Source organism: Bradyrhizobium sp. 482_C4_N1_8 (genome assembly GCF_052075965.1).
GTDB lineage: Bacteria > Pseudomonadota > Alphaproteobacteria > Rhizobiales > Xanthobacteraceae > Bradyrhizobium > Bradyrhizobium barranii.
Genome location: NZ_CP197231.1, coordinates 3,048,666 through 3,062,695 on the forward strand (window position 1 = coordinate 3,048,666; position 14,030 = coordinate 3,062,695).

A 14,030-nucleotide genomic window follows, 5' to 3' on the forward strand; every position below is an offset into this window, starting at 1 on the left:
ACCATGTCAGAACTTCATGTCGATGGACCGCTTCAACCGGGCGATCGCGCGCCAAACGTCGTGCTGGACGCGATCACACGGGATGGGACGATCTCGCTCCAGGATTTTCGCGGGCACAGTCCAATACTGATCGGCTTGTTTCGCGGGCTGCACTGCCCGTTCTGTCGGCGCCATATCGCGGCACAGGCGCAACTTGACGCAGCCCTGCGCGACAAGGGCGTCGAAAGTCTCACGGTCGTGAATACGCCCATCGAACGCGCGCGGCTCTACTTCCGCTATCATCCCTTGCCCAATCTGCTCGCCGCGTCCGACCCCGAGCGGGTCTCGCACCGTGCGTTCGGCCTGCCCACTATCGAGTTTACGGAGAACGAAACCGAGTGGCCGCGCAAGGTGGGTATGGACGTCGTCAAGAGGATGCAGGTGGATGTGCCCGGCGAAACGTCGGGGCCGATGAATCGGTTGGCGGCTTCCGAGTACCTCAACAACAAGGACGGCTACGAGATGATGGAGGCCGATCAGCGCATGGCGGCAACCGGCCAGGGCCAGCTGTTCGGCCAGTTCCTGCTCGATCGCGAGGGGATCGTGCGCTGGACCTTTACCGAGGTTCCTGAAGGCGGCCACCGCATGTTCGGGGCTCCGAGCCCGCAGGAGTTGATGTCGGCCGCATCGCAGGTGGCGAGCTAGGCATCGGCTGGTGATTAACCCGCCACCTTCGGCCGTTTCTCGGCGAGCGCTGCCGCCATCGCCGAGATCAGCGGGCGCATGAAATAGTGGTCTTCCGCCGGTGCGATGTCCGTGCGCAGGCCATGCGCGGCGAGCTCTCCCGACACTGCAGGACCCACCGACGCAATCAGCGTCCGCTCCAACCCTGCGCGCAACTTCGCCTCACTGCCATGTGCCTTCGCGGCTTCCACGAGGCGGCGGACCTGGCCAAGATTGGTCAGCGCGATGGAATCGATCCGCCCCTCGGCCATGTCGTCGATGGCGGCGACGATGTTGGCATCCGCTGCCTTGGAATCGTAGGCATAAGGCAGCACGGTATCGACATCGGCGCCTTGCACGGCAAGCGCGCCGGTCAGGACGCTGTGGTCCTTGTCCGGATAAAGCTGAAGGCCGACGCGTCGCCCCTTCAGATCAAGCCTGCCCAGCATTTCGATCACGCCTTCGGTGGTCGGCTTCTCCGTGGTCTGCTGCGCATCGAGGGAGATCTCGCGCAACGCCCTGCCGGGCTTCGGGCCGCGGGTGAATTTTCGCGATTTGGCGAGGGCTGCGACCAGGGCCTGGTCGAGACCACGGCTCCGCGCCAGCTTCATGATCCGCCGCAGGCCTTCGCCCGTCATCAGCACGAGGTCGTCAAGGGGCTGGTCGATGGCGCGGCGGATCCAGGCCTCGACCGGGGCGGGATCGGGCGCGTCGTGAATGGTGAACATCGGGCACTGCACGACATCGGCACCTTGCTCCGCCAGAAGCTTTGAAAACTGCGCCTCCTCGCGCGTCTCCAGGATCAGGATGCGGTAGCCGTTCAAGCGGTCGGCCATGGGTGTGCTCCGGCGGTAAATTGCAATGGTCCATTCATCCTGACTCCGCTGTCGGGATTGGCGCAAGGGCGGGGTCGGTGATAGAGCAGGGCGCAAATCGCGGGTCGTTCCGCAGTCGCTGCCCAAACCTTCATCAAGAGCCATGCCCGATCATCAATATGTCCTGACCCTGTCCTGTCCGGATCGTCCCGGCATCGTCTCGGCGGTGTCGACCTTTCTGGCCCACAACGGACAGAACATTCTCGATGCCCAGCAGTTCGACGACGTCGAGACCAAGAAGTTCTTCATGCGCGTGGTGTTCACCGCGGCCGATCTCGCCGTGGAGCTGTCGGCGCTCCAGACCGGCTTTGCCGCGATCGCGGAGCGTTTCGGCATGGAGTGGCAGATGCGCGACCGTGCCGCGCATCGCAAGGTAATGCTGCTGGTGTCGAAGTCCGACCATTGCCTGGTCGACATCCTCTATCGCTGGCGCACCGGCGAGCTGCCGATGGTCCCGACCGCAATCGTCTCCAACCATCCGCGCGAGGTCTATGCCGGGCTCGATTTTGGCGGCATCCCGTTCCACCATCTGCCTGTCACCAAGGAGACCAAGCGCGAGCAGGAGGCGCAGATCCTCGATCTCGTCGCCGAGACCGGCACCGATCTCGTCGTGCTCGCGCGCTACATGCAGATCCTGTCGGATGATCTTTCCGCCAAGCTTTCCGGCCGCTGCATCAACATCCACCACTCGTTCCTGCCGGGCTTCAAGGGCGCAAAGCCCTATCACCAGGCCCACGAGCGCGGCGTCAAGCTGATCGGAGCGACCGCCCATTACGTCACGCGCGATCTCGACGAAGGTCCGATCGTCGATCAGGACGTCGAGCGCATCAGCCACCGCGACACGCCGGAGGATCTCGTCCGCAAGGGCCGCGATATCGAGCGGCGCGTGCTGGCCCGCGCGATCCGCTACCACCTCGACGACCGCGTCATCCTCAACGGCCGCAAGACCGTGGTGTTCATGGACTAGCGAATAGTGGAGTGGCGAGTAGCGAATGGAGAGGGTGGCGATATTCGCCACTCCCTATTCGCCATTCGCTCCCCTAGCGCACCGCGCCGCCCGACGTGGACCCCGTCGCGCCCTTCTGCGCCTGCTCTTCCTTCTCGCGATCCGCCGCCGGCAGCAGCCGCTTGCGTTCGCGCTCTTTCATGTAGGCGTCGTATTGCGGCGTGCCGGGCCGCGGCGGTGCGTCGGCCGGCAGGCCGCCGGCCCATTGCGGGACGTAGTCGCCCATACCGGCGGAGAGCTTTTCGTTGACGGTGCCGCAGCCGGACAGCCCCGCGGCGAGCGCAACGAGGGTGAGGACGGAGCGGAAAGGCTTGAGCATTGTGCGCGCGAATTCAGTCGTGTTGGACGCCGGGTTAGGCTGGCGCGGGAAGAGTAGTCTTCAACAAGGTAAAATAGACTTATTCGAGGTAGGTAATTAAATACCGATTTGCGGTGAACCGAAGCCTCGCCGGTGTCCGAATTCTGCAAAAGAAAGACGAAATCCTCCATCCACGCGGCCGGCTGCTTTCTAGACTGTCCAAGGGGCGCGCGACAAACTGGCTTGGTCGGCGGCGGGGCTTTTTCGTTGACAGGTCCATTTTATTTGTACAATCGTACAAATAGGAGCGACCAGGATGGGGATGCTCGGGTTACCCCGACGTAACCACGGCATCGCTCCCGTCGTCGGCAATCGGGACGCGTGGCTTGCGCCGAATGGTCGCCAAACGTCCGATTGACAATAAGGGCGCGAAAGACGCCATGTGGCGCGACATCGCGCGTGCGTGAGCTAAGGTTGAGCCAAGGACCGGGCACTCGGTCCGGCGCACAAGAGGTCAGGAATGAAGGGGAGGGACATCTGATGTTCGAACGGAAGACGTTTTCTTATAAGGTCTCTTGGACCGCAGCAGCGGCCGCCATCGCCGGCCTCGCGGCCATCGTGCCCGCCAAGGCCGAGGACACCGTCAAGGTCGGCCTGATCCTGCCGATGACCGGCGGTCAGGCCTCGACCGGCAAGCAGATCGAGAACGCGATCAAGCTTTACATGCAGCAGAAGGGCGACACCGTCGCCGGCAAGAAGATCGAGATCATCCTCAAGGACGACGCCGCGATTCCGGACAAGACCAAGACGGCCGCGCAGGAGCTGATCGTCAACGACAAGGTCAATTTCATCGCCGGCTTCGGCGTGACGCCAGCCGCGCTCGCGGCCGCGCCGCTCGCAACCCAGGCCAAGATCCCGGAAGTCGTGATGGCGGCCGGCACCTCCATCATCACCGAGCGCTCGCCCTACATCGTGCGCACCAGCTTCACGCTGGCGCAGTCCTCGACCATCATCGCCGACTGGGCGGTGAAGAACGGCATCAAGAAGGTGGCGACGCTCACCTCCGACTACGCGCCGGGCAACGACGCGCTGAACTTCTTCAAGCAGAATTTCACCGCCGGCGGCGGTGAGGTGGTCGAAGAGGTGAAGACGCCGCTCGCCAATCCCGATTTCGCGCCGTTCCTCCAGCGCATGAAGGACGCCAAGCCCGACGCGATCTTCGTGTTCGTGCCGGCCGGCCAGGGCGGCAACTTCATGAAGCAGTATGCCGAGCGTGGCCTCGACAAGGCCGGCATCAAGGTGATCGGACCGGGCGACGTCACCGACGACGACCTGCTCAACAACATGGGCGACGCCGTGCTCGGCACGGTCACCGCGCATCTGTATTCCGCGGCGCATCCCTCGCAGATGAACAAGGATTTCGTCGCGGCCTACAAGAAGGCCTACGGCAACCGTCCGGGCTTCATGGCCGTGAGCGGCTATGACGGCATCCACCTCATCTACGAGGCGCTTAAGCAGACCAATGGCGACACCGACGGCACCAAGCTGGTCGAAGCCATGAAGGGCCAGAAGTGGGAAAGCCCGCGCGGCCCGATCTCGATCGACCCCGAGACCCGCGACATCGTGCAGAACATCTACATCCGCAAGGTCGAGAAGGTCGACGGCGAGCTCTACAATGTCGAGTTCGCGACCTTCGAAGCCGTCAAGGATCTCGGCAAGACCAAGAAGTGACGCGCGAAAAGCGCGTCATCCCCGAGCGCGCTTAGCGCGCATCGGGGATCTCGACGTGATGGAAATGGATTCCGGGTTCAGCGCTGCGCGCTGCCCCGGAATGACGAGTGATTACTAGGGTTCACCCGCTTCCGATGACCTCTATCCTCACCAACCTGTTCGATGGCGTTGCCTACGGCATGCTGCTGTTCGTGCTCGCTTGCGGGCTTGCGGTCACGCTCGGCCTGATGAACTTCGTCAACCTCGCCCACGGTGCCTTCGCCATGGCCGGCGGCTATGTCTGCATGGTCCTGGTCAACCGGATGGGCTGGCCGTTCTTCGCCGCGCTGCCGCTCGCCTTTGTCTCCGCAGCAGCCATCGGCATCGTGCTCGAACGAACGCTCTACCGCCGTCTCTATGCGCGCAGCCATCTCGACCAGGTGCTGTTCACGATCGGTCTGACGTTCATGTCGGTCGCGGCCGTCGATTACATCCAGGGCTCGTCGCGGGTGTTCATCAATTTGCCGGCTGCGCTCCAGGGCCAGTTCGACGTGTTCGGCGTCGGCATCGGCCGCTACCGGTTGATGATCATCGTGATCTGCGGCCTGCTCACCATTGGTCTCCAGATGGTGCTGGCCAAGACCCGTTTCGGCAGCCGGCTGCGCGCCGCGGTCGATGATCCCCGTGCCGCGAGCGGCCTCGGCATCAACGTGCCGCAGGTGTTCGCCTTCACCTTTGCTTTCGGCTGCGGGCTCGCCGGTCTCGGTGGTGCACTGAGCGCCGAGATCCTCGGCCTCGATCCGTATTTCCCGCTGAAGTTCATGATCTACTTCCTGATCGTGGTCACGGTCGGCGGCTCGTCCTCGATCACCGGTCCATTCCTGGCCTCGCTCCTGCTCGGCATCGGCGACGTCGCCGGCAAATATTACGTGCCGAAGATGGGCCCCTTCGTGATCTACACCATGATGATCGTGATCCTGATCTGGCGCCCGAACGGCCTGTTCGGCCGCACGGCCGCGCGTTGAGGCCGCCGATGAGCGCTTCCTCCGACGTCGGTTATCACGCCCAGCGCCACGCGCGCTGGCACTATGGCGAAGTCGCCTTCTGGCTGGTCGTGCTGGCCTGCGGCTTCGCATTTCCTACGCGCTATCTGATCATGACCGACATCCTGCGGCTGGCGCTGTTCGCGATGTCGCTCGATCTCATCCTCGGTTATGCCGGCATCGTTTCGCTCGGCCACGCTGCTTTCTTCGGCGTCGGCGCCTACGCCGCGGGGCTTCTCGCCTTGCACGGGATCATCAATGAGCCCGTGCTCGCGCTGATCGTAGCCGGCCTTGCCGCGATGGTGCTGGGTTTCGCCACCAGCTTCCTGGTGATCCGCGGCGTCGACCTGACCCGGCTGATGGTCACGCTCGGCATCGCGCTGCTCCTTGAGGCGCTCGCCGAGCGCTTCTCCAACATCACCGGCGGCACCGACGGCCTTCAGGGCATCGAGATGCAGCCGATCTTCGGCGAGATTCCGTTCGACATGTTCGGCAAGACCGGCTTCTTCTATTCGCTGGCCGTGCTGTTTTTGCTGTTCCTGTTCGCCCGCCGCGTCGTGCATTCGCCGTTCGGGCTGTCGCTGCGCGCGATCAAGAACAACCCGCTGCGCGCCGCGGCGATCGGTATCCCCGTCAACCGCCGCCTGATCGCGATCTACACGCTCGCGGCGTTCTATGCCGGCGTCGCGGGCGCGCTGTTCACCCAGACCACGGCGATCGCCTCCCTCGACGTGTTCGCCTTCGAGCGTTCGGCCGATTTGATGCTGGTGCTCGTCATCGGCGGGACCGGCTATCTCTACGGCGGACTGGTCGGCGCGGTGATCTTCCGCATGCTCCAGGAAGTGTTCTCCACCATCACCCCGCAATATTGGCAGTTCTGGATCGGCCTCGTGCTGGTCGTGATCGTGCTGGTCGGCCGCCAGCGCCTGCACCGCTGGGTGCTCTATGTGCCGAACCTGGTCATCAAGCAGGTTGCCGGGCGCAAGGCCGTCGTCGCTGTGCCGGAGAGCGACGCATGACCATCGCGCTCGAAACCCAGAATCTCGAAAAGCAGTTCGGCGGCCTGCGCGTGACGCGGGACCTGTCGCTCAAGATCGAGCAGGGCGCCCGTCACGCGCTGATCGGCCCGAACGGTGCCGGCAAGACCACGGTCATCAACCAGCTCACCGGCGTGCTCAAGCCGAACTCGGGCCGGATCCTGCTCGAAGGCCAGGACATTACCGATCTGCCCGTGCACAAGCGCGTGCTGCGCGGCCTGTCGCGCACTTTCCAGATCAACCAGCTCTATCCCGACCTGACCCCGCTCGAGACCATCGGCCTTGCCGTCTCCGAGCGTCTCGGACATGGCGGCGACTGGTGGCGGCGGATGGGCACGCGGAGCGACGTCAACGGCGAGATCGCCGATCTCCTGAGGCGCTTCCATCTGCTCGACGTCATGAACGAAGAGACCGTGACGCTGCCTTACGGCAAGCAGCGCCTGCTCGAGATCGCGGTCGCGATCGCCGCCAAGCCCCGCGTGCTGCTGCTCGACGAGCCCGCCGCCGGCGTGCCCGAGAGCGAACGCCACGACATTCTCGCGGTCGTAGGCAGCCTGCCGCGTGACGTCACCGTGCTCCTGATCGAGCACGACATGGACCTCGTCTTTTCCTTCGCCGACCGCATCTCGGTATTGGTCTCGGGCGCGCTGCTCACCGAAGGTCCGCCCGACGTGGTCGCGCGCGACCCGCAGGTCAAGGCCGTCTATCTCGGCGAGGAGGCGGTCAATGTCTGACCTGCTCGCGATCGACGCCCTGCGCGCTGGCTATGGCGAGGCGGTGGTGCTGCCCAACATGTCCCTGCGCCTCGCCGAGGGGCAGGTGCTTGCGTTGCTGGGCCGCAACGGCACCGGCAAGACCACGCTGATCAACTCCATCGTCGGCGTGACCCGCCGCTTCTCCGGCTCCGTCGCGCTCGCCGGCACCGATGTCACCTCGCTCCGGCCTGACCAGCGGGCGCGCGCCGGCATCGGCTGGGTGCCGCAGGAGCGCAATATCTTCCGCTCGCTGACGGTGGAAGAGAACATGACCGCGGTGGCGCAGCCCGGCCCCTGGACGGTCGAGAGGGTCTACGAGATGTTCCCGCGGCTGAAGGAGCGGCGGAGCAATTTTGGCAACCAGCTCTCCGGCGGCGAGCAGCAGATGCTGGCGATCGGCCGGGCGCTGACCCTAAATCCCAAGGTCCTGCTGCTGGACGAGCCGACGGAGGGCCTCGCCCCCATCATCGTCGAGGAGCTGCTGAAGGCGATCGGCACCATCACCCGGGCGGGCGGCATCTGCTCGATCATCGTCGAGCAGAACGCGCAAAAGATTCTGGGGCTCGCCGACCGTGTTGTGATATTGGAGCGCGGAACGATCGTCCACGACGCCCCGAGCGCCGCGCTGAAGGCCGACCCGTCGGTCCTCGAGCGCCACCTCGGCGTCGCAGGGGCGGCGGCCCACTAGAAATACGGGAGAGACAAGAAATGCAGCGAACCAAAGCCCCCTTCCGCGCCGACGAGGTCGGCAGTCTCCTGCGTCCGGCCAAGATCAAGGAAGCCCGCGTCAGGCTCGAGAAGGGCGAGATCTCGGCCGACGATCTGCGCAAGATCGAGGACATGGAGATCGAGAAGGTCGTGCACAAGCAGGCCTCGATCGGCCTGAAGCTCGCGACCGACGGCGAATTCCGCCGCTCCTGGTGGCACTTTGACTTCCTGGCCAAGCTCACGGGCTGCGAAATGTTTCACCCGGACACGGGCATCCAGTTCGCGGGCGTCGAGACGCGGCATGACGCGGTCCGCGTGATCGGCAAGCTCGATTTCCCCGACGACCATCCGATGCTGGATCACTTCCGCTTCTTGAAGAAGTCCGCCGACCAGGCCCACGTCACCGCCAAGATGACGATCCCCTCGCCGGCGGTGCTGCACTTCCGCGGCGGCCGCAAGGCGATCTCCAAGGACGTCTATCCCGATCTCGACGCGTTCTACGAAGACCTAGGCAAGACCTACCGCAAGGCCGTGAAGGCGTTTTACGATGCCGGCTGCCGCTATCTTCAGTTCGACGACACCGTGTGGGCCTATCTCTGTTCGCAGGACGAATTGAAGAAGGCGCGCGAGCGCGGCGACAATCCCGAGGGTCTCCAGCAGATCTATGCGCGCGTCATCAATTACGCGCTGGCCGAGAAGCCGGCCGACATGGTGGTGACGACGCATGTCTGCCGCGGCAATTTCCGCTCGACCTGGATTTCTTCGGGCGGCTACGAGCCCGTGGCCGAGACCATGCTGGCCGGTACCAATTACGATGGCTACTTCCTCGAATACGACAGCGACCGCGCCGGCGGCTTCGAGCCGCTGCGCTTCCTGCCCAAGGGTAACAAGGTCGTCGTGGTCGGCGTTATCACCTCGAAGTTCGGCGAGCTCGAGAAAAAGGACGACATCAAGCGTCGCCTCGAAGAGGCCGCCAAATTCGCGCCGCTGGAGCAGCTCGCGCTGTCCCCGCAGTGCGGCTTTGCCTCGACCGAGGAAGGCAACATCCTCTCCGAGGAAGAGCAGTGGGCCAAGCTCAGCCTTGCGGTCGAGATCGCCAAGGAAGTGTGGGGCAACTAAGCGCTGCGCAGTCCGTCACGTGAGTGACGGCGAGGCCTCACCACACACTCACTGTCATTCCCCGCGAAAGCGGGGAATCCAGTACACCGCGGCCTATCGATTCAACCACAACTGTCTCGGAGTACTGGATCGCCCGGTCAAGCCGGGCGATGACACCTGAGTGTTGAGCGAATAGCGCGGCGTTCAAAACCGGTGCGCTCACCCGCCCTCACTTCTCCGCCAGATAGACCTCGCCCAGCAGCGACGAGTTCGACCACGGCACCTGCTTGTTCTTCGTGCTCGAGACCACTTCCGCCCGCACGCGCGTCAGCATCTGCTGCACCTCCAGCCCTGGCGTGCCGAGATGGCGGGAGAGGGCGGCGGAGAACGGCGAGTTGGCGCCTTCGCCATCGAGCGCGACCTGGCCCGGCGCGGTGGCGAACGCGATCAGCGTCCCCGCGCCCAGCGTTGCACCGGCGCCCAGGCTCGTTGGCGCTGCGAGGCCCGAAGCGCCCTCGATGCCTCGGTTGGTGCCGGCGGCTGCGACCTGCTGCGCCATCGGATTGTTGCGGCAGGCATCGAAGATCAAAATATTGGTGCGGACCTGGTCGTCGAGGCCGGCCATGATCGTGTCCATGTCGATCATCGCCTCCGTCATGCCCGCGCCGGGCTTGAGCTCGACGTCGACGGGGATGAGATAGTTGCGGCCGTCGACCTGCACGCCGTGGCCGGCATAGTACACCAACGCGACCTGTGCCCGCGCCGCCTCGCGCAGGAAGTCGCGCGTCACTTTCTGCATCGCTGCGCGGTCGAGATCGATGCCCTCCGACACCGTGAAGCCGATGTCGCGCAGGCTCCTGGCAACGGCGCGCGCATCGTTGGCCGGATTGGGCAGCGCCTTGACATGCGCGTAGGCGCCATTGCCGATCACCAGTGCGAGGCGCTTGCCAGGCGTCGCCGGGGTAGGCGAGGGCGCAGGTGCCGCGCCCGTTTGCTGCGGGGCCGGCTGCGTCACCGGTGACGGCGCATCGCGCGGGATGGGAGTGAGCGCATCCGTCACCAGCGACAGCCGCACCTTGGCGGTCGCCTGGTTGGCCTTGCTGCCGGCATCGGACGCCACGATCGCCAGCGTCGCCTTGTAGTCGTCGCGCGCATGGGCGTAGTCGCCCTTCGCCTCATAGGCCAGCGCGCGGTGGATATAGCCGGAGATCAGCACGCTGTTCGGCGGCGTCATGATGTTGACGGGCGGTTTTTCCTTCGCAAGCCGGATCGCCTCGCTGCCATCGGCAACGGCGCGATCGAGATCGCCTCGCACGCGCCAGATCGCGGTGCGGTTGATCAGCGGCTGCGGCAGTGTCGGGTCGAGCCGGATCGCCTGGTTGATGTCGGCAAGCGCGCCGTCGAGATCGCCGAGCGCCTCCTTCGCAATGCCGCGATTCTGGAACGAGAACGTCGATTTGGGCTGCAGCTTGATCGTGGCATCGTAATCGGCAATGGCCTTGGCGTAGTCGCCCTTGCCGCGCCAGGCGTTGCCGCGATTGTGGAAGATGGTGCCATCAGGCGGGCCGAGCTTCAGCGCGTCGTCGAAATCGGCGATCGCGATGTCGTAGTCGCCCTTGTCGTAATAGGCCGATCCCCTGAGATTGTAGACCGCCTGGCTCGGCTGGAGCCGGATCGCCTCGGTGGTGTCGGCGATGACCTTCGAATAGTCGCCCTTCTTGTTCCAGCCCACCGCGCGCCAGAAATAGATCGTCGCGAGCTGCTCGCCTTTGAACACCTTCAGCGCGACGATCTTGTTGCAGGCGTCGATCATCTGGTCTGGCGGCGTGGCGTCGGTCGTGCAGAGCGGCCCGAGCTGGCTGCGCGCCTGCGCGAAGGCGGGCGCGGCCCACATGGGCGCTGTGAGCAGGCAGAGCGCGACGAGCAGGCGGCGCATGGCGATGGTCCCTTGAAGGAGAAGCGCTTGTTTGTTGCCCGGCGGTCCGCCGGGTTCACGCGCTCGTCATTGGACGTGGGGTAAAGCCAAGAGAGGGTATTCCCTCAGTGGGCAGATTTTGCTACGACGCTGGTCCCAACAGTTCTGCCCACCGCTTTCCCACTCATGAAGAACGACGAAATCCTCAGCCAAATCACCGAGTTCTGCCGCAAGGCGGACATGGCGGAATCGACGTTTGGCCGGCGCGCGGTGAACGATGGGAAGCTGGTCCATCGCCTGCGCGAGGGAAAGCGCATCACGATCGACACGCTGGAGCGGATCCAGGCCTATATCGCCGCATCGACGACGGGCGGCCTGCCGCCGCCGCGGGGGCTCCAGGTGCCGCCGGAAAAACGCGATCCGCGTGGCAATTTCCGTTTCTTCGAGAACCGGCAAAAATACCTGCTGTTCGTCCATACCTGCAGCGAGAAGCGGGTGGTCGCCGAGCGCGTCGCGCTGGAGCTCGCCAGCATCCATCCGCGCCCGCCGGCGCTGCGCATCTTCGACGCAGGCGTCGGCGACGGCACGGTGCTGGCCCGGGTGCTGCGCGCAACGCACCAGCGCTACCCGCACATGCCGTTCTACGTCGCCGGCAAGGAGCTCAGCCTCGAGGACTTGCGGCTGACGTTGGAGAGGGTCCCGGACCGCATTTTCGAGCATCCGGCGTCGGTGTTCGTGTTCACCAACATGTTCTACTCGGAGGCGCCCTGGCTCACGCCGGCATCGCCTGCGGCGGCGGCCGCCACCGTCTGGCACGAGGTTCCGTTACGGGGCGCCTCGTCAGGCGAGTTCGAGCAGCAGATCGCCGAGTTGAGGCCGTTCCTGGAGCAGAATTGGCGCGCCGCGATCAGCCCACGCACGGCCATGCCGCTCTACGAGCGGCCCGTCGTCCTGGTGCTGTACCGCGAGGACCACAGGTTCCTGCTGGATTCGACCATTCCGCGGCCGGGCCAGACCGAGGCCAATTTCGACCTGGTCATTGCGTCCCAGCCCTACCGCGCCCTGTCCTCGGTCAATTTCCGGGCAAAGCGGATCATTGCACCGCTGGCGCGGGCGCTTCGGCCGGGCGGGCGCCTGATCGGTATCCACTCCCACGGTCACGATCCCGGCATGGAAATGATCCAGGCGATCTGGCCTGGAGAAAATCCTTTCGCGGTCAGCCGTCATGAGCTATTGCGCGCGGTAAAGTATGAGCTCGGGTCGTTGGGCCGCGACCTAAATTTTAATGCTTATGCGGACAACCGTTCGATCTTCAGGTATGATATGGAAGCGCTGCCCAACGAGGTGACGGGTACCATCGGAACCTCGACGGCCTTTGCAGCGTGGAATGCGGCGGTGTATGTGGCGCAGATCGAGGACGACCGATTGACAGAAATGACTCAAAACGGCCGCACTCTGGATGCCGCCCGGGACGTGCTGCGGAAGTACAACGGGCTCTGGTTTCTCGACGAGTCCTACGTCATCTCGCGACGGCGTGATTGACATAATCCAAGGTTAAACATCGCAAACGCCCGCCAGGTTAACGGCGGAACAAGGGGTTACTGATGCGCGCGTCCTATCTCTTCACCAGCGAATCCGTGTCCGAGGGTCATCCCGACAAGGTCTGTGACCGGATCTCCGATGAAATCGTTGATCTGTTCTACCGCGAAGGGCCGAAGGCCGGCATCGATCCGTGGCAGATCCGCGCGGCCTGCGAGACGCTGGCGACCACCAACAAGGTGGTGATCGCTGGTGAGACCCGCGGTCCCGCATCCGTCACCAACGACCAGATCGAGAGCGTTGTGCGCGCCGCGATCAAGGACATCGGCTACGAGCAGGACGGCTTCCACTGGGAGAAGGCCGACATCGAGATCCTGCTGCATCCGCAGTCGGCCGACATCGCGCAAGGCGTCGATGCGCTGCAGCCGGGTGAGGTCAAGGAAGAGGGCGCAGGCGACCAGGGCATTATGTTCGGTTACGCCACCAACGAGACGCCTGACCTGATGCCGGCGCCGATATTCTATGCCCACAAGATCCTGCGTCTCATCTCGGAAGCGCGTCACTCCGGTCGCGAGAAGGTGCTGGGTCCGGACTCCAAGAGCCAGGTCACCGTGCAGTACGAGAACGGCAAGCCGGTCGGCGTGCGCGAGATCGTCGTGTCGCACCAGCATCTGGTCGAGGACATCTCGTCGAAGCAGATCCGCGACATCGTCGAGCCGTATGTCCGCGAGGCGCTCCCGAAGGACTGGATCACGTCGAAGACCATCTGGCACATCAATCCGACCGGCAAGTTCTACATCGGCGGTCCGGACGGCGATTCCGGCCTGACCGGCCGCAAGATCATCGTCGACACCTACGGTGGCGCGGCCCCGCATGGCGGCGGTGCGTTCTCCGGCAAGGATCCGACCAAGGTCGACCGTTCGGCGGCTTACGCGGCGCGCTACGTCGCCAAGAACATCGTCGCGGCCGGTCTCGCCGATCGCTGCACCCTCCAGCTCGCCTACGCCATCGGCGTCGCGCGTCCGCTGTCGATCTACATCGACACCCACGGCACCGGTAAGGTGTCGGAGGACCAGCTCGAGAAGGCCGCCGCCAAAGCGATGGATCTCACTCCACGCGGCATCCGCAGCCATCTCGACCTCAACCGTCCGATCTACGCGCGCACCTCGGCCTACGGCCATTTCGGCCGCACGCCCGACAACGAGGGTGGCTTCTCCTGGGAGAAGACCGACCTGGTCGAAGCGCTCAAGCGCGCAGTCTAAGTACCAACGTCATTCCGGGGCGCCGCGACAGCGGCGAACCCGGGATCCTTATCCATCATGTCGAGATTTCGGGGCGCCCCTC

Annotated in this window: 13 protein-coding genes; 10 read left to right on the top strand and 3 right to left on the bottom strand. The window is 64.5% G+C overall.

Going from position 1 to position 14,030, the window contains the following annotated elements:
• Positions 1 to 3 precede the first annotated feature (3 nt).
• The gene (locus AB7Z56_RS14140; protein WP_354141801.1) at positions 4 to 684 is read left to right on the top strand and encodes a redoxin family protein; all 681 of its coding nucleotides are present in this window, start codon (positions 4 to 6) and stop codon (positions 682 to 684) included.
• Between the two features lie 14 nt (positions 685 to 698).
• Here the strand turns inward: AB7Z56_RS14140 and AB7Z56_RS14145 are convergent, their stop codons facing one another.
• A complete protein-coding gene (locus AB7Z56_RS14145; RefSeq protein ID WP_063982178.1) occupies positions 699 to 1,538 on the bottom strand; it encodes a uroporphyrinogen-III synthase in 840 nt (279 codons plus the stop codon).
• A gap of 142 nt (positions 1,539 to 1,680) precedes the next feature.
• Between AB7Z56_RS14145 and purU the strand changes: the two genes are divergently transcribed.
• Entirely contained in the window at positions 1,681 to 2,544 is an 864-nt protein-coding gene (purU, locus tag AB7Z56_RS14150) for a formyltetrahydrofolate deformylase (RefSeq protein ID WP_028152006.1), read from the top strand.
• Between the two features lie 73 nt (positions 2,545 to 2,617).
• On the opposite strand, the gene AB7Z56_RS14155 is transcribed toward purU, so the two are convergent.
• On the bottom strand, positions 2,618 to 2,902 hold the full coding sequence (locus AB7Z56_RS14155) for a hypothetical protein (protein ID WP_014493877.1): 285 nt from the start codon (positions 2,900 to 2,902) through the stop codon (positions 2,618 to 2,620).
• A 519-nt stretch (positions 2,903 to 3,421) separates the two neighbouring features.
• Here AB7Z56_RS14155 and AB7Z56_RS14160 point away from each other — a divergent pair.
• The 6 genes from AB7Z56_RS14160 (at position 3,422) to AB7Z56_RS14185 (ending at position 9,253) form a co-directional block, all read left to right on the top strand.
• Positions 3,422 to 4,612 carry an ABC transporter substrate-binding protein gene (locus tag AB7Z56_RS14160; RefSeq protein ID WP_354141802.1) on the top strand — a complete coding sequence of 397 codons (1,191 nt, stop codon included), beginning with the start codon at positions 3,422 to 3,424 and terminating at the stop codon, positions 4,610 to 4,612.
• 134 nt (positions 4,613 to 4,746) lie between these two features.
• Positions 4,747 to 5,616 carry a branched-chain amino acid ABC transporter permease gene (locus tag AB7Z56_RS14165; protein WP_354141803.1) on the top strand — a complete coding sequence of 290 codons (870 nt, stop codon included), beginning with the start codon at positions 4,747 to 4,749 and terminating at the stop codon, positions 5,614 to 5,616.
• 8 nt (positions 5,617 to 5,624) lie between these two features.
• On the top strand, positions 5,625 to 6,653 hold the full coding sequence (locus AB7Z56_RS14170) for a branched-chain amino acid ABC transporter permease (RefSeq protein ID WP_231142384.1): 1,029 nt from the start codon (positions 5,625 to 5,627) through the stop codon (positions 6,651 to 6,653).
• Positions 6,650 to 7,405 carry an ABC transporter ATP-binding protein gene (locus AB7Z56_RS14175; protein WP_014493881.1) on the top strand — a complete coding sequence of 252 codons (756 nt, stop codon included), beginning with the start codon at positions 6,650 to 6,652 and terminating at the stop codon, positions 7,403 to 7,405. The genes AB7Z56_RS14170 and AB7Z56_RS14175 overlap by 4 nt, the downstream gene beginning before the upstream one ends.
• Positions 7,398 to 8,114, top strand: a complete 717-nt coding sequence (locus tag AB7Z56_RS14180; RefSeq protein ID WP_063982182.1) for an ABC transporter ATP-binding protein — start codon at positions 7,398 to 7,400, stop codon at positions 8,112 to 8,114. Before AB7Z56_RS14175 ends, AB7Z56_RS14180 begins: the two co-directional genes overlap by 8 nt.
• A 20-nt stretch (positions 8,115 to 8,134) precedes the next feature.
• Entirely contained in the window at positions 8,135 to 9,253 is a 1,119-nt protein-coding gene (locus tag AB7Z56_RS14185; RefSeq protein WP_063982183.1) for a cobalamin-independent methionine synthase II family protein, read from the top strand.
• A gap of 208 nt (positions 9,254 to 9,461) precedes the next feature.
• Here AB7Z56_RS14185 and AB7Z56_RS14190 read toward each other — a convergent pair whose 3' ends face one another.
• Positions 9,462 to 11,168: a caspase family protein gene (locus AB7Z56_RS14190; RefSeq protein ID WP_063982184.1), complete on the bottom strand. Its 1,707-nt coding sequence runs from the start codon at positions 11,166 to 11,168 to the stop codon at positions 9,462 to 9,464.
• A gap of 165 nt (positions 11,169 to 11,333) precedes the next feature.
• Between AB7Z56_RS14190 and AB7Z56_RS14195 the strand changes: the two genes are divergently transcribed.
• Positions 11,334 to 12,689, top strand: a complete 1,356-nt coding sequence (locus AB7Z56_RS14195; RefSeq protein ID WP_038957543.1) for a hypothetical protein — start codon at positions 11,334 to 11,336, stop codon at positions 12,687 to 12,689.
• Positions 12,690 to 12,751: 62 nt separating this feature from the next.
• Positions 12,752 to 13,948 carry a methionine adenosyltransferase gene (metK, locus tag AB7Z56_RS14200; RefSeq protein ID WP_063982185.1) on the top strand — a complete coding sequence of 399 codons (1,197 nt, stop codon included), beginning with the start codon at positions 12,752 to 12,754 and terminating at the stop codon, positions 13,946 to 13,948.
• Positions 13,949 to 14,030: the final 82 nt, after the last annotated feature.

What these genes read in the sequence shown, in the direction of transcription:
- purU (WP_028152006.1), top strand. Translation starts at nt 1,681, where the DNA reads ATGCCCGATCATCAATATGTCCTGACCCTGTCCTGTCCGGATCGTCCC.
- metK (WP_063982185.1), top strand. Translation starts at nt 12,752, where the DNA reads ATGCGCGCGTCCTATCTCTTCACCAGCGAATCCGTGTCCGAGGGTCAT.
- AB7Z56_RS14170 (WP_231142384.1), top strand. Translation starts at nt 5,625, where the DNA reads ATGAGCGCTTCCTCCGACGTCGGTTATCACGCCCAGCGCCACGCGCGC.
- AB7Z56_RS14175 (WP_014493881.1), top strand. Translation starts at nt 6,650, where the DNA reads ATGACCATCGCGCTCGAAACCCAGAATCTCGAAAAGCAGTTCGGCGGC.
- AB7Z56_RS14165 (WP_354141803.1), top strand. Translation starts at nt 4,747, where the DNA reads ATGACCTCTATCCTCACCAACCTGTTCGATGGCGTTGCCTACGGCATG.
- AB7Z56_RS14160 (WP_354141802.1), top strand. Translation starts at nt 3,422, where the DNA reads ATGTTCGAACGGAAGACGTTTTCTTATAAGGTCTCTTGGACCGCAGCA.
- AB7Z56_RS14195 (WP_038957543.1), top strand. Translation starts at nt 11,334, where the DNA reads ATGAAGAACGACGAAATCCTCAGCCAAATCACCGAGTTCTGCCGCAAG.
- AB7Z56_RS14145 (WP_063982178.1), bottom strand. Translation starts at nt 1,538, where the DNA reads ATGGCCGACCGCTTGAACGGCTACCGCATCCTGATCCTGGAGACGCGC.
- AB7Z56_RS14185 (WP_063982183.1), top strand. Translation starts at nt 8,135, where the DNA reads ATGCAGCGAACCAAAGCCCCCTTCCGCGCCGACGAGGTCGGCAGTCTC.
- AB7Z56_RS14180 (WP_063982182.1), top strand. Translation starts at nt 7,398, where the DNA reads ATGTCTGACCTGCTCGCGATCGACGCCCTGCGCGCTGGCTATGGCGAG.
- AB7Z56_RS14140 (WP_354141801.1), top strand. Translation starts at nt 4, where the DNA reads ATGTCAGAACTTCATGTCGATGGACCGCTTCAACCGGGCGATCGCGCG.
- AB7Z56_RS14155 (WP_014493877.1), bottom strand. Translation starts at nt 2,902, where the DNA reads ATGCTCAAGCCTTTCCGCTCCGTCCTCACCCTCGTTGCGCTCGCCGCG.
- AB7Z56_RS14190 (WP_063982184.1), bottom strand. Translation starts at nt 11,168, where the DNA reads ATGCGCCGCCTGCTCGTCGCGCTCTGCCTGCTCACAGCGCCCATGTGG.